Below are 24,028 nucleotides of genomic sequence, written 5' to 3' on the forward strand. Positions count from 1 at the left end.
GATGTTTGGGGTGCCGGTCGACGGTCAGGCGTAGTCGTCGAACCTGTTCGTCTCATCGACTGGGGAGCACATGGAGAGCGTTCTTCGGCTGGCGGCATCCGTCGGCGGCTCGGCCCTCGTGGCGTTCGTCGTGGTCCGCCTGGCGGACCTATTGGCCCGTCACGCGGACGCGCGCCACCACGAGACACCACTGTGGGGGTTGCTGCGCCGCTGCCGTACGCCGCTGTTCGTCGTCCTGCTGACCGCGCTGCTCCGCTGGACCTATCCGGCGTCGGCCGCGTCCCTCCTGGACGAGCACGCCCAGGTGGTGAGCCACGTGCTGCTGCTGTCCCTGATAGGCGGCGGCGCCTGGCTGGCGATCCGGGCGGCCTCGGCCGTCGTCGAGTCCTCGTACGCGCGCTACGCCGGGCGTGCGCGGGACGCCGCGCGGCTGCGCCGGGTCCGTACGCAGGTCACGCTGATCATGCGGGTGGTGTCGGTCGCCGTCGGGGTGCTCGCGGCCGCCGTCGCCCTCGTCACCTTCCCCTCCTTCCGCACCCTCGGCACGTCGCTGCTGGCCTCGGCCGGGATCATCGGCATCGTGGCCGGCGTGGCGGCGCAGTCGACGCTCGGCAACCTCTTCGCCGGCTTCCAGATCGCCTTCGGCGACATGGTCCGCATCGGGGACACGGTCGTCGTCGACGGCGAGTGGGGCATGGTGGAGGAGGTGACGCTGACCTTCCTCACGGTCAGGACCTGGGACGAGCGCCGGGTGACGCTGCCCGTCTCGTACTTCACCTCGCGTCCGTTCGAGAACTGGTCGCGGGGCGGTGCCCAGATGACGGGCTCGGTCTTCCTCCACTGCGACCACTCCACCCCCGTCGCGCTCATGCGGGCGCACCTGCGGGAGTTCCTCGCCGCCTGTCCGTCCTGGGACGGGCGCGGCTGGGACCTGGCCGTCACGGACACGTCGCCGACCTCCATCACGGTCCGCGCGATCGTGACCGCCAAGGACGCCGACGACCTGTGGACGACCCGGTGCGCCGTACGCGAGGAACTCGTGCGCTGGCTGGCACGGGAGCACCCGGGCGCCCTCCCCCGGGTCGTCACCGCCCCCGCTCCCGAGGAATCGGGCAAGGCGGCCTGAGCCGCCGCGCGCCCGGACGGGGCGACGAGGGCGAGGCGGTGGACGGCGGCACGCTCCGCGTACGGGGCGGTGTCGAACGACCCGCGCGGGTCCGCCCGCTCAGACCGGCGGCTCGTGCGCCGACGACCGGCCGCGAAGGACCGGCCCGTGCCGCAGCGTCCGGCCCGCCTCGTTCCGGACGCGGCGGGTGCGTCCCCGTTCGGCCAGGAGCGCGAGGGCGGTGGGCGGCGTCGCGAAGCGCCGGGACGCGGCCGTGCGCTGGAGCCAGTCGGACGCGTCGAGGAGCTCTCCGGGGGGCCGGGCCTCGCCCCGTACGAGGGCGTGGAGCAGGGACCACTCGCGCAGGCGGCGGGCGGGGAAGTCGTGGGCCGCGACGGTCCCGGCGAGGCGCCGGGCCCATTCCGTGAAGTGCGGGCCGGCCAGGAGGCCGGCGGCCCTGCGGTCCAGGTGACGGACCACCGCGCTGCCGGCCGTCGTCGCGTCCCGGTCGCGCAGGACGGCGGACACCAGCGCGGCCTCGGCCTCCTCCGGTACGGCTTCCAGCGCCTCCAGGTACCGGGCGAACCTCCGGTGCTCGGGCGGTTCCTCGTCGAGGTGCGGGGCGGTCATGCCGCGATTCTGCCCGGTCGTTCGAGGACGCGACCGGGAATTTCCGGGCACGCCGACGGCCCTGATCCGCCGGACAGGCCTTGGGAGCGGGGGAAGACCCGGACGCCCCGGGAGACCCCGTGCGCGACGGAGGTCCGGCCGGCCGCAGGGGGATCGGCGGGATCCGGCCGACCGCGACTACCGGCCGGGCTTCGCGGCGCCCCTGATGGCCGAGGACCTGAACCTGGCCGCCAACGCCCTGCTGGCCGGTGGCGTGGACGCGCAACTGGCTCTGAAAGCAGCCGGATCGTACACGGCCTTCGCGGAGGGGGTCGCCCGCGTAAAGGGTCGCCCGCGCGAGCCCGTACACGCCCGTGCAAGCCCGTACGAGCTCGTGCACGCCCGTACGAGCCCGTACGAAGGGTCGCCCGGTCCCCGCTTCCGCGCCCGGGGCGGGTCACACGGGCACGGAGAGCGGGACCACCGGTTCAGGCCCCGGCCACGACCCGGGGCAGGTCCGCGAGGATCGCGGTCAGGTCCCCGGCGGGGACGCCTCCGCCCTGGGCGATCTCCGGGGAGCCGCCGCCCCGGCCGCCGAGGAGCTGCTTGACGGTCGCGGAGGCGTTCCGGCCGGCCTCGCGGGCCGGGGCGTTGACGGTGAGGACGAGTCCGCCCGACGAGGTGGCGACGGCGACCAGGCCGGGGCGGGCGTGCGGGAGGCGGTCGCGGACCGCGAGGGCGAGGGCGCGGGCCTCGTCGGCGGCGCCGTCGACGGTCGCGGTGACGACCAGCGCGTCCCCCGCCTCGACGGCCCCCGCGGCGAGTTCGGCGGCGTGGGCGGCCGTGGCCCGGGCCTTGAGGCGGGCGTTCTCCCGGTCGGCGGCCTTGAGGCGGTCGAGGAGGCCGGCGATCCTCTCGGGCAGTTCGGCGCGGGGCGCGTTCAATTGCTCGGCGATCCGGCCCACGAGGTCGCGCTCGCGGGCGAGGTAGCCGAAGCCCTCGATGCCGACGGCCGCCTCCAGGCGGCGCATGCCGGCGCCGACGGAGGACTCGGCGGTGAGGGCGACCGTGCCGATCTGGGAGGCGTGGTCGACGTGGGTGCCGCCGCACAGCTCGCGCGACCAGGGGCCGCCGATCTCGACGACCCGCACCTTCTCGCCGTACGTCTCGTCGAAGAGGGCGAGCGCGCCGAGCTCCTTGGCCTCGGGCAGGGTCGTCCAGCGGACGGTGACGGGCAGGTCGCGGCGCAGGGCCCGGTTGGCGGCCTCCTCGACCTCGCTCCGGACGGCCGGGGAGAGGGCGCCGCGCCAGGGGAAGTCGAGGCGGAGGTAGCCGGGCCGGTTGTAGGAGCCGGACTGGAGGGCGGTGGGCCCGAGGACCTCGCGCAGGGCCGCGTGCAGGACGTGGGTGCCGGAGTGGGCCTGGCGGGCGCCGAGGCGCCACTCGGGATCGACGGCGGCGTGCACGGTGTCGTCGACGGCCAGTTCGCCCGCCGTGATCCTGACCCGGTGGACGACGAGACCGGGCAGGGGCCGCTGGACGTCGACGACCTCGGCCTCGGCCGAGGTCCCGGAGAGCAGGCCCGCGTCGCTGTCCTGGCCGCCGGACTCGGCGTAGAAGGGGGTGCGGTCGAGGACGACGGTGACGAGGTCGCCGGTGCGGGCCACCGGGACGGGACCTTCGGTGCCGAGGAGGGCGAGGACGCGGGACTCGGTGGTGAGGGTGTCCCAGGCCCGCCAGTCGGTGGGGCCGTGGGCGTCCAGGACGGTGCGGAGGTCGGTGGTGTCCGCCGTGCCGCCGGACTTGCGGGCGCGGGCGTCGGCGCGGGCCCGTTCGCGCTGCTCGTTCATGAGGGCGGTGAAGCCCTCGCGGTCGACCTCGACGCCCTGTTCGGCGGCCATCTCCAGGGTGAGGTCGACGGGGAAGCCGTAGGTGTCGTGGAGCAGGAACGCCTGGGCGCCGGGCAGGGAGCGTCCGCCGCCCTCCTTGACCTTGGCGACGGCGGTGTCGAGGACGGTGGTGCCCTGCTTGAGGGTGGCGCGGAAGGCGTCCTCCTCGCCGTACGCCTGGTCGGAGACGCGGGCGTAGGACTCGACGACCTCGGGACGGCCGGGGGCCATGCAGTCGCGGGCGACGGGCAGCAGTTCGGGCAGGGCGGGGTCCTGGAAGCCGAGCTGGCGCATGGAGCGGACCGAGCGGCGCAGGATGCGGCGCAGGACGTAGCCGCGTCCCTCGTTTCCGGGGGCGGTGCCGTCGGCGAGGAGCATGAGCGCGGTGCGGACGTGGTCGGCGACCACGCGGAGCCGTACGTCGGCCTGCTCGTCGTCGCCGTAGCGGACGCCGGCGAGGGCGGCGGCCCGGTCGAGGACGGGACGGGTCTCGTCGATCTCGTAGAGGTTGTCGACGCCCTGGAGGAGGGTGGCCATCCGCTCCAGGCCCATGCCGGTGTCGATGTTGCGGCGGGGCAGTTCGCCGAGGATCGGGTAGCCGCTCTTGCCGGGGCCCCCGCCGCGCTCGTACTGCATGAAGACGAGGTTCCAGAACTCCATGTACCGGTCCTCGTCGACGGCGGGTCCGCCCTCGCGGCCGAGGGCCGGGCCGCGGTCGTAGTACAGCTCGGAGCAGGGTCCGCAGGGGCCGGGGACGCCCATGGACCAGAAGTTGTCCTCGTCGCCGCGCGCCACGATCCGCTCGTCGGGCAGGCCGGCGACCTCGCGCCAGATGCCGCGGGCGTCGGTGTCGGAGTGGTGCACGGTCACCCAGATCTTCTCGGGGTCGAGCCCGTAGCCGCCCTCGGCCCACGGCTTCGTGGACAGGTCCCAGGCGAAGGCGATGGCCTCCTCCTTGAAGTAGTCCCCGAAGGAGAAGTTGCCGTTCATCTGGAAGAAGGAGCCGTGCCGGGTGGTCTTCCCGACCTCCTCGATGTCCAGGGTCCGCACGCACTTCTGCACGCTCGTGGCCCGCTGCCACAGGGGGGTCGCCTCGCCGGTGAAGTACGGCTTGAAGGGGACCATGCCGGCGTTGACGAACAGCAGGGTGGGGTCGGGGGTGGGCAGCGGCGCGCTGGGCACGACGGCGTGTCCCCGGGCGGCGAAGTAATCGAGGAAGCGCTGGCGGATGTCGGCGGTGCGCAAGGTTCTCACTGCTTCCGGTGGAGGGGGACGGTCGGTTTCCGGTGGAGGGCGACGGTCAGGCGGCCCGGACGGAGGGGGCGGGGAGCGGGGTGAGGGAGGCGTACTCCAGGGGCGCGGACGGATCGATCGACACGTCCAGCGGGGCGGGCTGCGCTCCCGACCGTACGAGGAGGTCGCCGACGGCGGCGATCATGGCGCCGTTGTCGGTGCACAGCGTCATGGGCGGGACGCGCAGCTCGACCCCGGCGGCGGCGCAGCGCCGCTCGGTGAGGGCGCGGACGCGGGAGTTCGCGGCGACGCCGCCGACCACGATCAGCGTCTTGACGTCGTGGGCCGCGCAGGCGGCGAGGGCCTTGCGGCTGAGGACGTCGGCGACGGCCTCCTGGAGGGCGGCGGCGCCGTCGGCGACGGGCACGTCCAGGCCCTGGAGGCGGTGCTTCTCGACCCAGCGGGCGGCGGCGGTCTTGAGTCCGGAGAAGGAGAAGGCGTACGGGTCGTCCCCGCCGCGGGTCAGCGGCCGGGGGAAGTCCACGGCGCGCGGGTCGCCGTCCCGGGCGGCCCGGTCGATAGCGGGCCCGCCGGGGTAGGGCAGCCCGAGGATGCGGGCCACCTTGTCGAAGCACTCCCCCGCCGCGTCGTCGAGGGTGTCGCCCAGGTGCAGGATCGGCTCGCGGACCAGGTCCCGGACCAGGAGCAGGGAGGTGTGGCCGCCGGAGACGATCAGGACGACGCAGGGGCTGGGCAGCGGGCCGTGCTCCAGGATGTCGGCGGCGACGTGTCCGGCGAGGTGGTGCACGCCGTACAGCGGGATCCCGGCGGCGTAGGCGAGCGTCTTCGCTCCGGCGAGGCCGACCTGGAGGGCGCCGGAGAGGCCGGGCCCGGTGGTGACGGCGACCGCGTCGATCTGGTTCAGCCGCAGCCCGGCCCGGTCGAGGGCCTCCCGCACGACGGGGTTGAAGGAGTGCAGGTGCGCCCGCGCGGCGATCTCGGGCACGACCCCGCCGAACCGTGCGTGCTCGTCCATGCTGGTCGCCACGACGTGCGCGAGCAGTTGCCCGTCCCGCACGATCCCCGCCCCGGTCTCGTCGCACGAGGACTCGATCCCGAGGACTACTGGTCCGCCCACCGCTTCACTCCTTCTGCACTCTTTCCGCACCTGCAATATATGTGCAACAAGGCGGGTGGGGGCGAATGGGCCGGGGTCCCCGAAGGCCCGGACCCGGTGAGGTCCGGTGAGGTCCGGTGAGGTCCGGTGACATGATGATCGTCACGGGTGGGAGGCCGCGGCCGGTGGGCCCGTACCGCCGCGCACCCGCCGTCCGTGACGTCCGTCGGCCGATAGCGGAGGAGAGCACGTGGAAGACCGGATACGGCCGGAAGGGGCCGGACGGTGAACGCGCGGCAGGTCCCGCCCCCGCTGCCCTCCTGGGTCACCTGGTGGCAGCGGCCCTTCCCCGACGCCAACACGCTGCTGCTCCACGGGCGGCGGCCGGCCCTGGTCGACTCCGGTTTCACGGGGCACGCCGAGGAGACCGCCGCCTGGGTCCGCGAGCGGGCCGGGGAGGTCGAACTCGTCGTGAACACCCACTGGCACTCCGACCACGTCGGCGGCAACGCCCTCCTCCAGGCGCGGGGCGCGGGCGTCGCCGCCGGGGCGCCGGAGGCGGAGGCGATCGCGCGCCGGGACCCGGGCTGCTGCGCGGCGGAGTACCTGGACCAGCCGGTGGCCCCGTACACGGTCGACGTGTCGCTCGACGACGGACAGGTGCTCCGGCTCGGCGACGCCGAGTGGGAGGTCGTCCGCACGCCCGGTCACACGCCGGGCCACCTGGCCCTGTGGCAGCCGGACGAGGGGCTGCTCGTGGTCGGGGACGCGCTGTCGGACTACGACGTCGGCTGGGTGAACCTCGCCCTCGACGGTCCGGACGCGGCCGCCACCGCGCTGGCCTCCCTCGAGCGGATGGCCGACCTCGGCCCGCGCGTGGTCCTGCCGTCCCACGGTCCGGTCCCCGCCGACCCGGCCGCCGCCTTCGCCGCCGCCCTGCGCCGGGCGCAGCGCCTCGTCGACGACCCCGCCGGGGCCGTCTGGTACGGCGCCCGCCGGATCTTCGCGTTCGCCCTGGTGATCCGCGGGGGCGTCCCGGCCGGTGAGGTCGAGCCCTGTCTGCTCGCGCGGGCCTGGCTGACCGACGCGGCCCGCCTCCTGGGCCTCGCGCCGGAGGCGCTGGCCGCCGAGCTGGTCGCGTCCATGCTCGGCAGCGGCGCGGTCGCCCTGCGGGACGGGCGTCTGCACGCGTCCGCCGACCACACCCCCGTACCGGCCGGGTCGCTGCGGGTGCCGTACCCGCGCGCGTGGCCGGGTCCGGAGCCGCGCTGACGGCCGGGGGCGGGCGGACGCGCCGCGCCCCAGGTCCGGCGGGGGCGAGGCCGTCAGCGGGGAGGGATCGCCGCCTCGGCCGCCGCCTTGATCCGGGTGCCGAAGGCGTCGGCGTCCTTGCGGGCGGCGGCGAGCGCGAGGCCGACGAGGAGCTTGCCGATCCCGTGGCCCTCCAGGACGTTGAAGATGCGGACCCGCGTCCCGCCGTTCGGGAGCGGCCGCAGGTCGTAGCCGCCCTCGCGGGCCGTCACGCTGTTCTTCGAGACCTCGGCCCACCGGATCCGGGTCGGGGTTTCGAGGGCGGTGACGCGGAACTCCCGCGCGGACCTCATCCCGGCGTCCTTGACGGTGCTCCGGAAGACCGTGCCCACGGCGGTCGGGCCGTCGGGGACCCGGTCGATCCGCAGGACCCGGGGGCTGAACTGCGGGTCGTTGCGCCCGTCGGCGAGGTACGCGAACACGTCCTCGATCGGCCGGTCGATCTCGGTCGTCGCTTCGAACTGTCCTGACACGGGTCTCCTCCGGTCGGCCGGGCCGTGCCCCTCCCCCGCGTCGTGCCTCCGGTCCGGTCGCGACGGCACCGCGACCCTATGCGCCCCCCGGGCCGCCCGCACGGCGAGTGACGTGCGCGGGGAGGGGCGGCCCCCGGGCCTACTCCAGGTAGTCGGCGACCAGGACCGCGAAGTCCTCCGGGGTGAGGACCTCGACGCCCGCCTCCTGCGCCTTGACCGCCTTGGAGCCGGGCTTGCCGCCGGCCGTCGGGGCGGCGACCAGGAAGGCGGTCCGGGAGTTGACCCCGCTGCCCATGCGGCCGCCGGCCTTCTCGATGAGGGCGCCCATCCCGGAGCGTCCCCAGCCCTCCAGGGGGCCGGTCATCTTCCCGGTCACGACGACGGTCCTCCCGCTCAGCGGCCCCTCGACGGCGCCCTCCGCCCGCTCCGGCCGCGGCTCGGTCATGGTGACGCCGGCCGCGATCAGCTTGTCGATGACGGGGGCGAGCGCGGCGACCTGCCCGACGACGACCGGGGCCTTCTCCGGGCCTATGCCCTCGACGTCCTGGAGGGTGTCGGCGTCGGCCGTGCGGATGGCCTCCATCGTGCCGAAGTGGGCGGCGATGCGCCGGGACATGCTGCGGCCGGTGCCGGGGATGCCGAGGGCGCAGAAGACGCGGCTCAGCGGGCGGGCCTTGGCGAGGCGGATCTGCTCGGCCAGTCTGGCGCCGCGCTTGGCGCTGCCGGAGGCGGTGGTGAGCTGCTCCTCGGTGAGGGTGAACAGGTCGGCGACGTCACCGACGTCTCCGGAGGCGATCAGCGCGTCGACGTACTTCCTGCCGAGGCCGTCGATGTCGAGGATGTCGCGCCCGGCGGCGTACTCGATGAGCGGGGCGAGCGCGCAGGCGGTGCCCTTCGCGCAGCGCCACCGCTCCTGGCTCCTGTCGATCGCGCCGCCGCAGTGGGGGCACTCGTGGGGCAGCGGGACGGGGACGGCGTCGCGCGGGCGGAGCTCGACGACGGCGGCCCGGACGCGGGGGATGATGTCGCCGGCCTTGTGGACGGTCACGGTGTCGCCGATGTGGAGGTCGCGGCGGAGGATGTCGGCCGGGTTGTGGAGGGTGGCGCGGGTGACCGTGGAGCCGTCGAGCTCCACCGGGGCGAGCACCGCGGTGGGGGCGAGCACGCCCGTGCGGCCGACCTCCCAGAACACGTCCCGGAGGACGGTCTGCCGTTCGACGGCGGGGAGCTTGTAGGCGACGGCCCAGTGGGGGAAGCGGGTGCCGAAGCCGGCCGTCGCCTGTTCGGTGGCGCTGTCGGCCTTGACGACGACGCCGTCGATGCCGAACGGCAGGCTCGCCCGCAGCGCGGCGATCGCGTCGATCCTCTCCTGCGCCTCGTCGAGCGTGGCGACCACGTGCAGCCCGGCCGGGGTGTCCGCCGTGGTCCGCACCCCGGCCCGCGCGACGGCGGCGAGGGTCTCGGCATGGCCGGTTCCAACGGGGAGGAAGGGCACGCCGTCCAGTTCGACGGCGCCGTACGCCCAGAAGGTCATGGCGAGCCGGTACGGGCGGTCCTTCGCCCGCAGCGTGCCGGCCGTGCCGTTGCGGGGATTGGCGAAGACGGCGGCGCCGTGCGCGGCGCGCGTCTCGTTCGCCGCCTCGAACTGCTCCTGGGTGAAGAGGACTTCGCCCCGGGCCTCGAAGGTGGCGGACACGGGAAGCCGCTCGGGGAGGCCCACGACGGTGCCGATGACGTGGCTGACGTCCTCGCCGTGGGTGCCGTCGCCGCGCGTGACGATCTGCACGAGCCGGCCGTCGCGGTAGCGGGCGGCGACGGCCGCGCCGTCCATCTTCGGCTCGACGGTGAACCCGCCCGCCGGTTCGTGTCCCAGGCGGCGGCGGAGCGACGCGCCCCAGGCCACGAGCTGTTCGGGGGCGAAGACGTTGTCGAGGCTGAGGAGGCGCGAGGTGTGGGCGACGTCGCCGGCGGGGGCGGCGCCGTCGGCGACCTGGTCCGTGGGCGAGTCCGGTGCGGTCTCGTCGGGGTGCTCCGCCTCCCAGTTCAGCACCGCCAGGCGCAGCCGGTCGTACGCGGTGTCGTCCATGAGGCCGTAGCCCGCGCCGTAATAGGCGCGGGAGGCGTCGCGCAGACGCTGGACGGCCGCCTCGTACTCGGCGCGGCCGGACATGCTGAAAGACGCCTCAACGGCGGAAACGTTCGTCATGGGAGCATCCTTGCCCATGGGTCTGACAACGCCCCGGACCGAGTTGACGGGCTGAACCACGACGAGACCCTCGCCCTCCTCGCCGCCGGATCGGCTTGCGTCACCCGGCCCGGAGGCGTCTCCGGCACCGCTTTCCCGTGTGACCTGCGTCACGCGTTAAAAGTCCTTTAAGAAACAAGGTCTCGGAAAGCCCAATTTGCCCTGTTCTATTAATAGTTGACGCTTGCTTTGAACGACGGTCAATATCTCCACGGCTTCGCCACACCTCCCCCGGCTTCCCCTCTTCTGGAGCACTTGATGCGCAACAGGGCTGCCCCGACCACACCGGTCACGTCCGTCACTCGTGAAGCAACGGGCGCGGAACACCGGGGCGACCGCGTCTTCGGGAAGGTCGCCGGACCGGACCGGGACGGCACGGGGGCGCGGGGACAGGACATCGAGCTCTTCGACGCGACCATCTCCCTGCCGAAGGTGTCACCGCAGGCCGCGAGGCCCGCCCGCGCGTCACGGCGGACCCGGCGCGCCCGCGCGGCGGCTCCCGCGTGGCGGTCCATGCCGCTCCCCCTGATGCTCGCGGGCGCCCTGTCCGCGGGGCTCGGCGCCGCGGTGGCGGTGTGGCTCTCCGCCGGGCCCGACTCCGTACCGGCGTCGCACCCGTCCGTCTCGCTCCCCGGCCTCGTCACGCCCGCCCCGCCCCCCGTCCGGCGCGCCGCCTCCGACGCGCCCCCGTCCTCCGGGACGGGCACCGCGCGGACGACGCCGTCCGTCCCGTCCCCGACGACCCCCTCGGCGTCCGGGGCCCCGACCCCCGGCACCACCCCCGTCTCCGCCCCGTCCACGGCCTCCCCCGCCGTCACGGCCTCTCAGGCCGCCGCGACCGTCCCGACGCCCAGCCCTTCGTCCTCGCACCGCCACCGTCCCCCACGCTCCGGCCGGGACGAGGACGGGCGGAACGGGGACGGGCGGGGCGAGGGAAGACGGGGTGAGGTCGGGCGGGGAAGCACCGGGCCCGAAGTCGTCGACCTCCAGCGGCGGCTCCAGCAGCTCCAGTTGTACCCCGGCCCCGCCGACGGGGTCTTCGGCGAGTCCGTGGAGGCGGCCCTGCGCCGCTACCAGGTGGCGCGGAACATCCCCCAGGAGAACGGCGCCTACGGTCCGCTCACCCGCGCCGTCCTGCGGGCCGAGACCGACTGAGACCCCCTGTCCCTCCCCCTCCCTCGTACTCCTCACAGGACATCGGAAAGGTTCACGCACATGAGCAACACCGGAAGAGCGCGCACGCGGCTGAGCAGCGCCGTGGCCGTCGGGCTCGTCCTCGGCCTCACCACCGCGGGCAACGCCCCGGCCGCGCCCTTCACCCCCGCCCCGGGGGCCGCCCGGACCTGTCCGGCCCCCGGGGCGGAGCCCGGCATCGGTCACGAGCCGCGGTTCCTCGACGCCAACGTCGCCCTCTACGCCGGCGGCAACTACACCGCCGACGGCGCGACCGCCGAGGCCGAGGGCCTGCTCGTCGTCGGCGGCGACGCCACCTTCGCCAAGGCGTCCGGCGGCACCTTCAACGTGGGCCGCGTCGGCGCCGGTTCGGGCATCCTGCCGGACTCCGGAGCGGTCATGCTCTCCGTCGGCGGGGACCTGACGATCGCCGGGGGCACGCGGGTCGACGTCGGCCACGGCCTCACGGCCGGCCCCCGCTACGGCGGCGCCGTCCGCGTCGGCGGGAAGATCGACGAGAAGGGCGAGCTGGAGACGAACGGCGGCAGCCGCTCCTCGGGTCTGGGCGCGCGGGGCGCCCTCACCCCGTACGACACCTTCGGCGACACCGTACGGGGCGAATCGACGTCCCTGGGGGCGCTGGAGCCCACCGGCACGAGCGTGCGCTCGGGCGACACCGTCACCTTCGAGGGCGGCGGCTCCAGCAGCCCGCAGGTGTTCGAGATCTCCGCCGAGAAGCTCGACGGGGCCTCCTCCTTCGACTTCCGGTCGATCCCCGGAAGCGCCCCGGTCGTGGTGAACGTGACGGGCGGCCACCCGGTCGCCCTCTCGCCCCTGTCCGTCGGCTTCAACGGCGACCGCGTGGACGCCTACGCCTCCGCGCACTTCGGCGAGGCCGCGTCCCGGATCCTCTACAACTTCGAGGCGTCCCCGTCGATCACCCTCGGCGGCGGCGGAAACTTCATGGGCTCGATCCTCGCCCCCAGGGCGTCCGCGGACCTGACGGCCGGCACGAACGGCCGCGTCTACGTCGGCGGCGACCTGCGGACCCACGGATCGGGCAACGAGGCCCACAACTACCCGTGGAACGGCTCTTCGACCTTCGGCTGCAAGCCGACGCCGGACGGTCCGGGCACCACGCCCGCGCCGACGCCGACACGGCCCGGGACCGAGCCCTCCGGCCCGGCGCCCTCCACCACGCCTCCCACCGGCGGGGGCACCGCTCCCGGCGCCCCGGAGACGACGGCCCCGGGAATCTCCGAGCCCTCCGCGCCGCCCGCGGAGGACACCTCCGCCCCCGCCGCACCCGGCACGACGGCGCCCTCGCCGTCCGCGACCGACGACGGTGACGGCTCGCTCGCGACCACCGGGGCGCAGTTCACCCCGTACGCGGTGGCCGCCGGAGTCCTCGCCGCCGCCGGCGCCGTGATCCTGGTGCTCACCCGCCGCCGCCGGACCCCCGGCCGGCACTGATCCCGGACCCGCCCGTCCCGGAGGGGAGATCCCCTCCGGGACGGGCGGACCGGGACCCGGGAGGCACGGCGGGGCGGATTACCGGCCACTCCTGACATCGGGTCAGGCGGGGTTTCCACCGACCGATCGGACGCCTCCCGCCCCCGTTCGAGCGCCGCGAACCCGCAGGGACACGGGGAAGACGGAAGGTACGGGGCCATTCCGGTGGATTGGCCGAACTGTGCGTAGACCGGATAGGTGCCTGAGGCATGTAGTGGTGACGGAAGCGACGTCAGAGCCACCGATTCGCCCCTAGCGAGGCCCCCATGACGCAACCCGTGACACGCTCCGAGACACGGTCCGGGGCGGAGCCCCCGGCACAGCCCGTGCCGCAGCCCGCGACGCAGCCCGTGGCGTTCCCCCAGAGCCGTACCTGTCCCTACCACCCGCCCGCCGCCTACCCCCGCGTCGACGACGGGGGCCCGCTGTCGCGGGTGACCCTCTGGGACGGGCGGGAGGTGTGGCTCGTCTCCGGGCACGCGACCGCCCGGGCGCTGCTCGCGGACCAGCGCCTGTCGACCGACTCCACGCGGGACGACTTCCCGCTGCCGACCGAGCGGGTGGCGGGCCTGCGCAGGCGGCGGCGCGCGGCGCTGCTCGGCTGGGACGACCCCGAGCACAACGTCCAGCGCCGGATGCTGATCCCGAGCTTCACCCTCAAGCGCGCCGAGCGCCTGCGGCCCCGCATCCAGGAGACCGTGGACCGGCTGCTCGACGCGATGGAGGCCCAGGGGCCGCCGGCCGAGCTGGTGAGCGCGTTCGCGCTGCCGGTGCCGTCGATCGTCATCTGCGACCTGCTCGGCGTGCCGTACGCGGACCACGACTTCTTCGAGGAGCAGTCGCGGCGGCTGCTGCGCGGGCCGACGGGCGCGGACACCGAGGACGCGCTCGCCCGGCTGGAGGGCTACCTCGGCGACCTGCTCGACCGGAAGCGGAGGGAGCCCGGCGAGGGCGTCCTCGACGACCTGGTGGCGCGCGCGGCGGCCGGGGACGGCGGGCCCGACCGGCAGGAGCTGGTGCAGCTCGCCACGATCCTCCTCGTCGCGGGGCACGAGACCACGGCGAACATGATCTCCCTCGGCACGTTCACGCTGCTGCGCCACCCGGAACGCCTCGCCGAGCTGCGGGCCGATCCCGGGCTCGTGCCCACCGCCGTGGAGGAGCTGCTGCGGTTCCTGTCCATCGCGGACGGGCTGTTGCGGGTCGCCCGCGAGGACATCGACGTCGCCGGGACGGTGATCCGGGCGGGCGAGGGCGTGGTGTTCTCGACGTCCGTCATCAACCGGGACGCCGCCGCCTACGGCGACCCGGACGTCCTCGACTGGGAGCGCCCGGCCCGCCACCACGTGGCGTTCGGCTTCGGCATCCACCAGTGCCTGGGGCAGAACCTGGCCCGCGCGGAGCTGGAGATCGCGCTCGGGACGCTCCTGCGCCGGCTGCCGGGGCTGCGGCTCGCCGTCCCCGCCGAGGAGGTCCCCTTCAAGCCGGGCGACACGATCCAGGGGATGCTCGAACTCCCCGTGACCTGGTGAAGGGGGCGACACGCGTGCATGTCTCGATCGACGGGGACGTCTGCATCGGCGCCGGGCAGTGCGCCCTGACCTCGCCGGACGTCTTCACCCAGGACGACGACGGGTTCGGGACGGTCGTGCCGGGCCGGGAGGACGGCCGCGGGACGCTGGTCCGCGAGGCCGCCCGCGCCTGCCCCGTACAGGCGATCACCCTCGACGGCTCCGGCGGTGACCCGGGGACGTGAGCCCGCGGGCCGCGCCCCGGCCGGGCCCCCGGGGCCGGTGCCGGGGCCGGTGCCGGTCGTGGCGCGCCGGCCGCGTACCCTCGCCTCGGAGCGGCACGGCGAACGGTGAGCGGGGAACGGAACATGGGCGAGGGGTCCGGACCCGGTGGATCTGGTGCGTCCGGCGAGCCCGGTGGGACCGGCGGGGTCGGCGAGCCCGGTGGGACCGGCGGGAACGTACGGGCGCGGTCCGCGACCGCACGCGTGTTCATCGCGCTCGCGCCGCCCGACGACGCGAAGGACGAGCTGGCCGACGCGCTGGCCCCGGCCTACGCGGCGTACCCGCGCATGCGGTGGAACCGCATCGAGGACTGGCACGTCACGCTGGCGTTCCTCGGTGAGCTCCCGGTCGCGACCGTTCCGCTCCTCCGGCCGCCGCTCGCGGACCTCGCGGCCTCGCACCGGCCGGTCGAGCTGGCGCTGCGCGGCGGCGGGCACTTCGACGACCGGGTGCTGTGGAGCGGGATCGACGGGGACCTGGAGGGGCTGCACGGGCTCGCGGCCGAGGTGCGCGCCGTGGTCGGGGAGTGCGGGATCCCCTTCGAGGCCCGGCCGTTGCGCCCGCACCTGACGCTGGCCCGCGCCCGCCGCAACGACACCGCCTCCGTGGTCGAGGCCGCCGCCGGACTCGCCGGGTTCACCGGGCGCCGGTGGCGGGCCGGGCGGCTGCACCTGGTCGGCAGCGACTTCGGGCGCGGCCCGGGACCGATCCGCTACCGCGACATCGAGTCCTGGCCCTTCCGCGGGGCCTGAAGCCCGTCCTCCCGGAGGCGTGCGCTCAACGGCCGTACATCTGGCGGCAGAGGCCGGCCGCGCCCATCGGGGCGTCGATCCGCTGGGCCTGACGGCAGAGCCGGCGCAGTTCGGGCTGCCCGGCGGTGGTGGTGGACGGGTGATGGCGGGTCCGGAGGGGTTGCTTCTTCTTCGAGGGGCGGGGGGCGGCCCGCGTCCGGTTCTTCTTCGTCTCCTTCTTCTCGGTCGTTTCCCGCTTCTTCGTCGTCCTCGGGGTACGGGAGACGGCTCCCGTACCGCTCTTCTCCGCCGCCGGCCGGCGGGAGGACGGCGTTCGGGCGGGTTCGGTCCGGGGTTCCGTGGTGACGAGCGCCTCGCGCGGGGTTCCCTGCGGGGGATCCGGCCAGGTCGGCAGCGGCGAAGGGGGTCGTTCGGCGGCCGGGGCGAGGGCGGCGGGGCGGTCCGGCGGGCCCGGGGCGGGGCCGTGCGGGACGGCCACGCAGCCGCTCGTGAGGAGCGCGGCGATCAGGAGGTACGGGGTGCGGCGGGCGTGCATGGGGCCACGCTGCCCGAGCCCGTACGGGACGGGGAGGCGGCGCGGCCCGTATCACCGTGACGAGTGAACCGGCCCCGTGGGTGGACGGGGCCGGCCCGGAGGTCACCGCTCCGCGAGGAGGGCCGCGACCGCGTGGGCGGTGGCCGGGTGGCGGTCCGTCAGGGACGGCGGGCGGAGGACCGCGTCGGCCGGGGCCCAGGGCTCGTCGCAGCCCAGGAGCCGCGCCGGCGCGTCGCAGGTGTCCGGGTGCGCGGACAGGAGCGCCGCACCGGCCGTGCCCGGGGGCGGTCCGCCGGCCGGGGCCCACTCCTCCGTGCAGCCCAGGAGTTCCGCGAGCGCGTCGCAGGTCGCCGGGTGGGCGGGCAGGAGCGCGACGCCGCGCAGGGCGGCGGACGCCGGGCCGGGGCGGGCGGCGCGGGGCGCGGCCGGGGGCCGGCGCCACGGCGGGATCCAGGCGTCCAGGTCGGCGAGCCGGGCCGGGAAGGTCCGTCCCGCCTCGCGGACGAGCAGCGGGGCGAGGTCCCCGGCGTTCGCGCGGAGGGTCGTGACGAGGACCGGCAGCCAGGGCAGCAGGACGGCGTCCGGCAGCCGTCCGAAGGCGTTCGACACGGCCTCCACCACGACGTCCGCGAGCCCGGGCACCGGTTCGAGGGCGTGCACGAAACCGCTGAGGTAGCGCGGGTAGGAGGGCACGACCAGGGGGCTGGCGAGCAGTTCGTCACAGCGGGCCCGCAGCTCCTCCCGGGAGAGCGTGCCGAGCCGCACCCGCGCCGCCCAGAGCAGCGCCGTCTTCGCCGGGTCCTTCGGGCGCGACTGGGCGACGGCCAGTTCCAACTGGGTCCTGTCGCAGCCCAGGGACAGGGCCAGCCCCTCCATGCCGAAGAGGAAGCCCAGCATGGCCGCCACCTGCCCCGTGGTGGCGTCCTCGTCCTGGAAGGTCGTGGGCAGCAGCGTGCAGTAGTGCGCGTAGCCGGTGCGGACGAAGGACTCGATCCACGGGGGCAGCACCGGTTCGGCGGTGCGGTAGTACGCGAGGAGGCCGCGCACCCGGCGCAGCACCTCCGGCGCCCCGTCCACGGTCCGCTCGCCCGCGAGGACCTCCAGGGCGCGCGTGCCCAGCTCGTCGGCGAGCCGACGGCCGCCGAGGTACAGGGTGGCGTCCTCGACGGCCGCGAGGACCCCCGCCGTCGTCACCCGCGGCCCGTGGGCGGTGCGGCGCAGGCGCTGCTCAAGGACCTGTTCGAGACTGACGCCCTCGTAACCCAGTTCGATGAGGGCCCGTTGGTGGGTGCCGAGCGCGAGGTCCCAGGACTCCTGGACGGACCGCTCGCCCAGCCGCCGTTCTCCCATGACGGGGCGGGCCGCACCCGCCGGGAGCAGACGGCGCAGCATCCACAGCACGTCGGAGCAGGCCCGCAGTTCCGGCCGGGAGGTCATGTCGAGCAGGGCCCGTCGTACGCCGCGCTGCTGGAGGTCCGGTTCCAGCGGTGCGAGCCGGTCGTGCACGTCGCGGGCGAGGGGCGGCAGCGCCTCGTAGCCGACCTGTCCGATCCGGTCGCCGCCCATCATGATCTCGACGATCCTGCGGACGTCCCGCCGCCCGGGGACGGCGTCCTTCTCGATGCAGGTGACCGCCGCGTCCTGGAAGTCGTACGGGGTGGGCTTGGCCCGGTCCCGCATCCCCGCGAGCAGGATCGAGGTCTCGAAGACGGCGATGGCGTCGGCGGTGGAGGCGAGGTAGCCGCTGCGGCGGGCGGCGCGGACGACGTCCACGGACCAGCCGAGGAGTTCGGCCTCGTCCAGGGTGTCGAGGACGGGCGGCCGCCGGAGGAAGCCGGAGAGCCTGTCCCCGGCGGGATCCGGGCCCGGGTCCGGACCCGGATCCTGGTCCGGGATCGCGACGGGGGCCGCCGTCTTGTCGGCGAGGGCCTCCGCGGGGGTTTTCGCGGGAGTCTTCGCGGAGCCCTTCCTCGTCCCGGCCTGTCCCTCCAGGCGGTACGGCTGCACGCGGGTGCGCGCGAGGTTCTTCGTCCACTGCGCGGCGGCGATCGACACGGACCCGGTAGCGAGGCCGAACTGCGTCTCGATGGCCGCGTGGCTGGACGGGATCAGACCGTACTGCCAGGTCGTGGCGGTGCGCGGGGAGATCGCGAAGCCGTCGGCGCCGTGCACGCCGAACTCCTCGACGCGACTGGCGGCGTGGAAGGCGCCGCAGACGTAGAGGCAGTCCGCCGGGTCGGTGCCGGTCGCGGCCAGGTGCTCGCGCATCCGGGTCCACATGTACCGCTCGCGGTCCTCGTCGACGCGGAGGCGGTCCCCGTCACCGGGGGCGAGCCGCCGGAAGAGGCTGCCGATGAGGAACATGACCTGGCGGTAGGTGTCGTGGTCGCCGTCGCCGAGCGGTACTTCGACGTACTGGTGCCACCACTCCGACCAGTGCCGCACCTTGCCGTGGCGCAGGAGGTGCTCCTCCAGCTCGGCGAAGCGCGGGCGCAGGTCGCCGATCTCGACGCCGACGGCCTCGCCGTGCAGCGCGGCCCCGTCCTCGCCGGTCCCCTCCTCCTGGTCGTCGCCGGCCGGGCGGCGGGCGTCCCACTGGAAGACGTGGTCGGAGGAGCGGTCGACGAGGACGAGTTCCACGCCGGGGGTGCCGAGGGCGTACGCGACGGCCTGGTACTCGGCGGAGGCCTCCGTGATCGGGGCGACGACGGACAGCGGGGCCCAGTCGGACGGGAAGCCGTCGATGTCGCTCGCGAAGGCCTGCACCGCGACCGGCAGCCGGCAGGTGCGCAGTTCGGTCAGGAGCGGGGCCATGTCCTCGCACAGCTCCAGGTACACGACCTTGGGCCGCTTCTCGCGCAGCCTGCGGGCCATGGCGAGGGCGGAGGCGGGCGAGTGGTGGCAGACGGGGAAGATCTCCAGCGGTTCGCGGACCGCCCGGTCGACGTCGTCGACCATGCCGAGGAGGATGCCCTCCAGAGCGTCCGGTCCTCCGGCGAACTCCTCGGCGGCGGTGTGCAGTTGACCGCGCAGGGCGGCGAAGGACGGGGGGACGGCCGTCGGGGTGGCGGCCGTCCCGGTGGTGGAGGCCGCGTAGGTCTCGGAGGTCGTCCCGGCGGGTGCCGCGCGGGTCTCGGGGGCCGTGCTCATGCCAGCTTCGCGATCGCTTCGCGACCGCCCTCCAGGAACTCGGGCCAGGGGCCGCCCTCCTCCTTGCCCCGGGGCTCGACGACGCCGTGCAGGTACTTGTTGAGGATGGCGAGGTCCTCGGGCTCGCGGCGGGCGAGGGTGCCGACGAGCGAGGCCGCGAGGGTGCGGGCGGTCAGGGCGCGCTCGCCGAAGAAGGTGCCGTGCAGGATCGAGTCCTCCAGGACGCCGATCTGCTCGGCGGTGGAGAGCGCGGACTCCAGCTTCTCGTCGTCGTTGCCGGCCGCGGCGGCGGAGGCGCGCAGGTCGGCGAAGCTCTGGAGGAGGACGTCGAGGAGGGTGGGCGGCACGTCCAGCTCGATCCGGTGCCGGCGCAGCAGTTCCTCGGTGCGGAAGCGGACGATCTCGGCCTCGCTCCTCCTGTTCGTCACGACCGGGATGCGGACGAAGTTGAACCGCCGCTTGAGCGCGGACGAGAGGTCGTTGACGCCCCGGTCGCGGCTGTTGGCGGTGGCGATGACCGAGAAGCCGGGCTTGGCGAAGACGATGTTCCCGCCGTCGGCGCCGTCGAGTTCGGGGACGGAGACGTACTTCTCGGAGAGGATCGAGATCAGGGCGTCCTGGACGTCGCTGGTGGAGCGGGTCAGCTCCTCGAAGCGGCCGATGGTGCCGGTCTCCATGGCGGTCATGATCGGCGAGGGGATCATCGACTCGCGGGACTGCCCCTTGGCGATGACCATGGAGACGTTCCAGGAGTACTTGACGTGGTCCTCGGTGGTGCCGGCCGTGCCCTGGACCACCTGCGTGGAGTTGCGGCTGATGGCGGCCGCGAGGAGTTCCGCGAGCCAGCTCTTTCCGGTGCCGGGGTCGCCGATGAGGAGGAGGCCGCGGTCGGAGGCGAGGGTGACGATGGAGCGCTCGACGAAGCTGCGGTCGCCGAACCACTTCTGCGTCACCTCCCGGTCCAGGCCGTCGGCGCGCTCGGAGCCCAGGACGAACAGGCGGACCATCTTCGGGGACAGGCGCCAGGAGAACGGCTTGGGGGCGTCGTCGATCGACTCCAGCCAGTCGAGTTCCTCGGCGTACTTGATCTCGGCGGGAGCGCGGAGCAGGTCGGACATGCGAGGGGCCTTTCGGGTTCTCAGGTGAGGAAGGTCTTGAGTTCGTGCACGAGCTTGTCGACGCGGCCGGAGATCACCGGGGTGCCGAGGGCCTTGAAGCGCTCCCGGAACCAGGGGTTGACCTCCTGCCGTCCCGAGCTGGTCACCGAGCCGACGGGGAGGAACCGCACGCCGGAGCGGTGGACCGCCTCGATGCCCTCGAACAGCGGCTGCGAGCGGTCGAACTCGTAGAAGTCGGAGATCCAGACCATGACGGTGTTCTTCGGTTCGGCGATCTTCGGCCGGGCCATGGCCATCGCCACGGGCCCGTCGTTGCCGCCGCCGAGGTTGGTGCGCAGGAGCACGTCGAACGGGTCGCGCACCCAGGGGGTGAGGTCGATCGCGCGGGTGTCGTACGCGACGAGGTGGACGTCCACCTTGGGGAGCCCGGCGAAGATCGAGGCGAGGACGGTGCAGTTGACCATCGAGTCGACCATGGAACCGGACTGGTCCACGACCACGATCAGCCGCTGGGGCGTGGTCCTGCGGGTCGTGTGCCGGTAGTGGAGGCGGTCGACGTGGAGCCGTTCCTCCTCCGGGCTCCAGTTGGTGAGGTTCTTCCAGATGGTGCGGTCGAGGTCCAGGTTGCGGAAGACCCGCTTGGGCGGGACCGAGCGGTCGAGCTCGCCGGCGGTGGCCTTCTCCACCTGGGTGCGCAGGACTTCGGCGACCCCGTCGACGTAGCGCCGGATGAGGGACTTGGCGTTGGCGAGGGCGACGCCGGAGAGGTTGCCCTTGTCGCGGAGCAACTGCTCGATCAGGGACATGCTGGGGGTGAGCCGGGCGGCCAGCTCCGGGTCGGCGAGGACCTCGCGCAGACGCATGCGGCTCACGAGGCCGGCCTCGATGTCGCCGAGTTCGGTCCCGAGGCCGCCGTCGGCGGGCGCACCGGCCCCCCGTTCCCCGGGCGGGCGGCCGAGGGCGCGCTCCAGCCACCCGGCGTCCGACTGCCACCGGGCCAACTGCCCGGCGGACACGGCGCCCGAGCCGGTGGAGAAGACGTTGAGCAGCAGCTTCGAGGCGAGGGCGGCCCGCCGGACCTCGGCGGCCCGGTCGCGCGCCCCGTCCGGTTCGGCCTCCGGGGTCATCAGGCCGTCGAACTCGCCGGCCAGCTCCGGGTGGCGCTGGACGACGGAGTCGACGGAGGCGGCCGGGTCGAGCAGGGCCGGCGGCAGGCCGACGTCCTCGACGACGGCGAGGCTCGCCGACTCCAGGGAGGCCTGCTCCTCGGGGTCGAAGAGCCGGGCGAGGAAACGCCAGTAGAGGACCTGGCGACGGTTGTCGTCGGGGTCGGGGACGGGTTCCGTACCGGCGGGGCCCACGGTCCGCGGCGCGGTGGGCGCGGGGACGGGTTCCGTACCGGCGGGGCCCACGGTCCGCGGCGCGGTGGGCGCGGGGACGGCGGGTGTTGAGGCCGTGGGTGCCGGAGCGGCGGATGCCGGGGCCGTGGCCATGGGCGTGGGCGCCGTACCGGTGGATGCCGGGGTGGTGGGATCGGTCATGTGCGCAGCAGCTTTCCGGCTCGTTCGCGCAGGACGGCGACCGCGTCCGTGGCCGCCTTCTCCGCGCGGGCCCCGGCCTTGTCGGTGGTGCCCCCGGCCCACGCGCCCGCGTGGACGGCGGCGGTCTTCTTCCGGACGGTCGTCTCGACGGCGAGCGGCTGGAGGACGAACTCCCCCGCGTCCCAGCGGAGCAGTCCCAGGCACGCGCCGGACGCGGCGACCGCCTCCGGGGTGAGCGGTCCGGCGGCCGGGATCCGGTCGGTGTCGACGGCCAGCCGGTGGCCCGCGACCGTGAGGGCGAGCGCGCCGTCGTCCGCCCGCTCCGTCGCGTACCCCTCCAGGAGGAGGGGCACGGCGATGCGGGACGGGTGGCGGTCCAGCGGGGCCGTCACCGGGTCGGCGGCGGCGGAGAGGATCACCCGGGCCGTGGCGAAGGGGTCGGCGGGCTCTCCCGTACGGGCCCGCCCGTCGTCCCAGAGCAGGTCGCCCTCGGCGGTGACGGGCATGGCGTCCAGCTCCACGGAACGGCCCTCGCCCGCGGCGGCGAGCAGCGACATGCGGGGCCGGAGCAGTTGCCACAGGCCGGCGCCGACGACGGTGTCCGGCTTGGGCGCGGACACCGCGGCCCGGACGAGGCGGGGTGCCGTGCCGTCGGCGGGCTCGAACACGGCGTGGACCTGGGCCTGGACGGCGGTGGCGTGCTCCTGGAGGTCGACGCCGAGCGGCAGGAGGCGGCCGGTCGCGGTGGAGACGGCGGCGGTGCGGCCGGCGCCGGGCAGGGTGAGGAGCAGGGCGCGCGACCACAGGTCGGCCCAGCGGCGGACCGGGACGCGTTCCAGGGTGGATCCCGGGCAGGAGGCGGCGAGTTCGGCCGCGAATCCGTCGAGGAGCGTGGCCTGCCGGCGCAGCGCCGGGACCGGGAGCAGGGCGGAGACGACGGGCGCGGCGCCGCCGACGAGGTCGTGGTCGATGCCCCGCCAGCCGGCGCGGGCGAGGTCGCACAGCCAGGCGCGGGCGGCGGCGAGCACGTGCGCGGCGGGTTCCTCCCCCGTGGCCGGCGGGGCCGTCGGCTCGGCGGCCGGCCGGCCGGTGACGTCCGCGACGCGGGCCGTCAGGGCGTCGTGCACGGAGCCCATGAGGGCGGTGCGGGCGGCGGCGAGCGCGACGGAGTGGTCCTCGCCGGCGGCACCGGCCGCGGCCCTGTCGGCCGCCTCGGCGACCCGTGCGGCCAGTGGTGTCCCGGCGACGGCGTCCACCAGGGCGGCGAGTCCGTCGGCCTGTTCGGGCCCGGGGCGGAGCAGTCCGGCGACGAGCACCCGGTCGAAGGCGTCGACGGCGTCCAGGGCCGCGTCGAGGCCGTCGAGGGGATCGGCGAGCAGGTCCGTGCGCATCAGGCCACCGCCCTCGTCGGCGGGAACCAGTGCAGCTCGGGCACCGGCAGGGTGGTCGGCTCCAGTTCGAGGTAGGCCAGGTGCCGCAGGAACCGGCTGAACACCGGGGCGGCGGCCGAGGTGTCGCCCTGCGCGGGCCGCGCGGCGGTCATCGCCGCCACGAGCGCGGGGGCGTCGGGCTCCGTACCGGGCGCGTCGGCCTTCAGGTAGCGGGCGACGCGCCCGGCGCCGTACTGGAGGACGGCCTCGCCGACGAGCGCGCGGATGTGGTTGCAGAAGCCGCCGCGCGCGCCGCCGCAGGGGCGGTTGTTGTTGGTGCTGCACGCGAACGCGTACGTCCCGGCGGCGACGGAGGACACGTACACGCGTCCCGTGTCGGAGCCGCTGGACACGACGCCCTGCAACCGTCCGTCGGCCAGCTCGACGAACGGCACCTTGGCGAGTTTCCGCGGTCGCGCGGGCGGTACCACCCGCGCCGTACTCGACCTCTCCCAGACCGGCAACGTACCTCTCCCATGCACGTCGAAGGGGGTGTTCACGCCCGACCGGCGGAACGTCGACGAACCTATCCCCGGCCACTGACAACGGCTTCGGACACGGTTTCGAACGAGGCTCCGGACGCCCGGAGGGGGCCGCCGGACCGAGGGCGTTCCTACGCCTGGAGGGTGAAACCCGGCGAGTGGGCCGGGATCCCGCGCACGGCCGCGCGATACCTGTGGAGCGGTCCCGCACCGAGGCGGGACGGTTCACAGTGGGGATGACCATGCGCGTACGAGCAGTGCTGATCTCCCTGGTCGCGGCGGGTTCGATGCTGGGCACGGCCGCGCCCGCCCCGGCCGACGCCGTCGGTGAGGTCGTCGTCTTCTCGACCGAGGCGCAGCCGCTGGACGTCTACCGCGACCCGGCCGGCTGTCAGCGGCTGCCCACGGTCGCGCACGTGCTGACGAACCGGACCGACAAGCCGGTGAAGGTCTACGGCAACCCGTTCTGTCTCGGGCCCTCGCTGACCGTCCAGCCCGGATACGGAACCCGTGTGCCGGGCGGCGCGGGGTCGTTCTCGGCCTGACGCCGGCGTCGA

19 protein-coding genes and 1 pseudogene are annotated in these 24,028 nt (G+C 74.8%); 9 read left to right on the plus strand and 11 right to left on the minus strand.

The window, feature by feature from the left end:
• Window positions 1–70 precede the first annotated feature (70 nt).
• The gene (locus tag ACFYNX_RS00530; RefSeq protein ID WP_388656040.1) at window positions 71–1,126 is read left to right on the plus strand and encodes a mechanosensitive ion channel family protein; all 1,056 of its coding nucleotides are present in this window, start codon (window positions 71–73) and stop codon (window positions 1,124–1,126) included.
• A 99-nt stretch (window positions 1,127–1,225) separates the two neighbouring features.
• Here the strand turns inward: ACFYNX_RS00530 and ACFYNX_RS00535 are convergent, their stop codons facing one another.
• The gene (locus tag ACFYNX_RS00535) at window positions 1,226–1,735 is read right to left on the minus strand and encodes a hypothetical protein (protein ID WP_388656043.1); all 510 of its coding nucleotides are present in this window, start codon (window positions 1,733–1,735) and stop codon (window positions 1,226–1,228) included.
• 163 nt (window positions 1,736–1,898) lie between these two features.
• On the opposite strand from ACFYNX_RS00535, the pseudogene ACFYNX_RS00540 reads away from it, so the two are divergent.
• Window positions 1,899–2,045: pseudogene (locus ACFYNX_RS00540) on the plus strand (3-hydroxyisobutyrate dehydrogenase); the annotation flags it as partial.
• A 157-nt stretch (window positions 2,046–2,202) separates the two neighbouring features.
• On the opposite strand, the gene alaS reads toward ACFYNX_RS00540, so the two are convergent.
• A complete protein-coding gene (gene alaS / locus ACFYNX_RS00545) occupies window positions 2,203–4,848 on the minus strand; it encodes an alanine--tRNA ligase (protein ID WP_388656046.1) in 2,646 nt (881 codons plus the stop codon).
• A gap of 55 nt (window positions 4,849–4,903) precedes the next feature.
• Window positions 4,904–5,974: a tRNA (adenosine(37)-N6)-threonylcarbamoyltransferase complex transferase subunit TsaD gene (tsaD, locus tag ACFYNX_RS00550; RefSeq protein ID WP_388656049.1), complete on the minus strand. Its 1,071-nt coding sequence runs from the start codon at window positions 5,972–5,974 to the stop codon at window positions 4,904–4,906.
• A gap of 264 nt (window positions 5,975–6,238) precedes the next feature.
• On the opposite strand from tsaD, the gene ACFYNX_RS00555 reads away from it, so the two are divergent.
• The gene (locus ACFYNX_RS00555) at window positions 6,239–7,225 is read left to right on the plus strand and encodes an MBL fold metallo-hydrolase (RefSeq protein ID WP_388656052.1); all 987 of its coding nucleotides are present in this window, start codon (window positions 6,239–6,241) and stop codon (window positions 7,223–7,225) included.
• 53 nt (window positions 7,226–7,278) lie between these two features.
• Here ACFYNX_RS00555 and ACFYNX_RS00560 read toward each other — a convergent pair whose 3' ends face one another.
• Together ACFYNX_RS00560 and ligA are read right to left on the minus strand one after the other, a co-directional pair.
• Window positions 7,279–7,737, minus strand: coding sequence for an SRPBCC family protein (locus ACFYNX_RS00560; protein ID WP_388656055.1), 459 nt, complete (start codon window positions 7,735–7,737; stop codon window positions 7,279–7,281).
• A 139-nt stretch (window positions 7,738–7,876) separates the two neighbouring features.
• Entirely contained in the window at window positions 7,877–9,943 is a 2,067-nt protein-coding gene (gene ligA / locus ACFYNX_RS00565) for an NAD-dependent DNA ligase LigA (protein ID WP_388656057.1), read from the minus strand.
• A 297-nt stretch (window positions 9,944–10,240) separates the two neighbouring features.
• Between ligA and ACFYNX_RS00570 the strand changes: the two genes are divergently transcribed.
• The 5 genes from ACFYNX_RS00570 (at window position 10,241) to thpR (ending at window position 15,215) form a co-directional block, all read left to right on the plus strand.
• Window positions 10,241–11,137 (plus strand): peptidoglycan-binding protein, encoded by an 897-nt coding sequence (locus tag ACFYNX_RS00570; RefSeq protein ID WP_388656060.1) that lies wholly within the window; start codon window positions 10,241–10,243, stop codon window positions 11,135–11,137.
• Window positions 11,138–11,197: 60 nt separating this feature from the next.
• Window positions 11,198–12,628 (plus strand): choice-of-anchor A family protein, encoded by a 1,431-nt coding sequence (locus ACFYNX_RS00575; RefSeq protein ID WP_388656063.1) that lies wholly within the window; start codon window positions 11,198–11,200, stop codon window positions 12,626–12,628.
• A 305-nt stretch (window positions 12,629–12,933) separates the two neighbouring features.
• Window positions 12,934–14,199, plus strand: coding sequence for a cytochrome P450 (locus ACFYNX_RS00580; RefSeq protein ID WP_388656066.1), 1,266 nt, complete (start codon window positions 12,934–12,936; stop codon window positions 14,197–14,199).
• Between the two features lie 14 nt (window positions 14,200–14,213).
• Window positions 14,214–14,423 (plus strand): ferredoxin, encoded by a 210-nt coding sequence (locus ACFYNX_RS00585; protein WP_365545661.1) that lies wholly within the window; start codon window positions 14,214–14,216, stop codon window positions 14,421–14,423.
• Window positions 14,424–14,666: 243 nt separating this feature from the next.
• Window positions 14,667–15,215, plus strand: coding sequence for an RNA 2',3'-cyclic phosphodiesterase (thpR, locus tag ACFYNX_RS00590; protein ID WP_388656069.1), 549 nt, complete (start codon window positions 14,667–14,669; stop codon window positions 15,213–15,215).
• A 25-nt stretch (window positions 15,216–15,240) separates the two neighbouring features.
• On the opposite strand, the gene ACFYNX_RS00595 is transcribed toward thpR, so the two are convergent.
• From ACFYNX_RS00595 to ACFYNX_RS00620, 6 genes are all read right to left on the minus strand, one after another.
• Window positions 15,241–15,750, minus strand: coding sequence for a hypothetical protein (locus tag ACFYNX_RS00595; RefSeq protein WP_388656072.1), 510 nt, complete (start codon window positions 15,748–15,750; stop codon window positions 15,241–15,243).
• Between the two features lie 102 nt (window positions 15,751–15,852).
• Window positions 15,853–18,900, minus strand: a complete 3,048-nt coding sequence (locus tag ACFYNX_RS00600) for a hypothetical protein (protein ID WP_388656074.1) — start codon at window positions 18,898–18,900, stop codon at window positions 15,853–15,855.
• Complete coding sequence (locus ACFYNX_RS00605) at window positions 18,897–20,018, minus strand: AAA family ATPase (RefSeq protein WP_388656077.1); 1,122 nt, start codon at window positions 20,016–20,018, stop codon at window positions 18,897–18,899. The genes ACFYNX_RS00600 and ACFYNX_RS00605 overlap by 4 nt, the downstream gene beginning before the upstream one ends.
• 20 nt (window positions 20,019–20,038) lie before the next feature.
• Window positions 20,039–21,559: a VWA domain-containing protein gene (locus tag ACFYNX_RS00610; protein ID WP_388656080.1), complete on the minus strand. Its 1,521-nt coding sequence runs from the start codon at window positions 21,557–21,559 to the stop codon at window positions 20,039–20,041.
• A complete protein-coding gene (locus ACFYNX_RS00615; RefSeq protein ID WP_388657784.1) occupies window positions 21,556–22,980 on the minus strand; it encodes a hypothetical protein in 1,425 nt (474 codons plus the stop codon). Before ACFYNX_RS00615 ends, ACFYNX_RS00610 begins: the two co-directional genes overlap by 4 nt.
• The gene (locus ACFYNX_RS00620; RefSeq protein ID WP_365545642.1) at window positions 22,950–23,453 is read right to left on the minus strand and encodes a hypothetical protein; all 504 of its coding nucleotides are present in this window, start codon (window positions 23,451–23,453) and stop codon (window positions 22,950–22,952) included. The genes ACFYNX_RS00615 and ACFYNX_RS00620 overlap by 31 nt, the downstream gene beginning before the upstream one ends.
• A 260-nt stretch (window positions 23,454–23,713) precedes the next feature.
• Between ACFYNX_RS00620 and ACFYNX_RS00625 the strand changes: the two genes are divergently transcribed.
• Window positions 23,714–24,016, plus strand: coding sequence for a hypothetical protein (locus ACFYNX_RS00625; protein ID WP_388656083.1), 303 nt, complete (start codon window positions 23,714–23,716; stop codon window positions 24,014–24,016).
• The last annotated feature ends 12 nt before the right edge of the window (window positions 24,017–24,028 follow it).

The sequence above is a fragment of the Streptomyces sp. NPDC007872 genome (genome assembly GCF_042868165.1).
GTDB lineage: Bacteria > Actinomycetota > Actinomycetes > Streptomycetales > Streptomycetaceae > Streptomyces.

Excerpts from the sequence above, each read along its gene's own strand:
- ACFYNX_RS00530 (WP_388656040.1), top strand. The coding sequence starts at position 71 with ATGGAGAGCGTTCTTCGGCTGGCGGCATCCGTCGGCGGCTCGGCCCTC.
- ACFYNX_RS00535 (WP_388656043.1), bottom strand. The coding sequence starts at position 1,735 with ATGACCGCCCCGCACCTCGACGAGGAACCGCCCGAGCACCGGAGGTTC.
- ligA (WP_388656057.1), bottom strand. The coding sequence starts at position 9,943 with ATGACGAACGTTTCCGCCGTTGAGGCGTCTTTCAGCATGTCCGGCCGC.
- ACFYNX_RS00570 (WP_388656060.1), top strand. The coding sequence starts at position 10,241 with ATGCGCAACAGGGCTGCCCCGACCACACCGGTCACGTCCGTCACTCGT.
- ACFYNX_RS00575 (WP_388656063.1), top strand. The coding sequence starts at position 11,198 with ATGAGCAACACCGGAAGAGCGCGCACGCGGCTGAGCAGCGCCGTGGCC.
- ACFYNX_RS00580 (WP_388656066.1), top strand. The coding sequence starts at position 12,934 with ATGACGCAACCCGTGACACGCTCCGAGACACGGTCCGGGGCGGAGCCC.
- ACFYNX_RS00595 (WP_388656072.1), bottom strand. The coding sequence starts at position 15,750 with ATGCACGCCCGCCGCACCCCGTACCTCCTGATCGCCGCGCTCCTCACG.
- ACFYNX_RS00600 (WP_388656074.1), bottom strand. The coding sequence starts at position 18,900 with ATGAGCACGGCCCCCGAGACCCGCGCGGCACCCGCCGGGACGACCTCC.
- ACFYNX_RS00605 (WP_388656077.1), bottom strand. The coding sequence starts at position 20,018 with ATGTCCGACCTGCTCCGCGCTCCCGCCGAGATCAAGTACGCCGAGGAA.
- ACFYNX_RS00610 (WP_388656080.1), bottom strand. The coding sequence starts at position 21,559 with ATGACCGATCCCACCACCCCGGCATCCACCGGTACGGCGCCCACGCCC.
- ACFYNX_RS00625 (WP_388656083.1), top strand. The coding sequence starts at position 23,714 with ATGCGCGTACGAGCAGTGCTGATCTCCCTGGTCGCGGCGGGTTCGATG.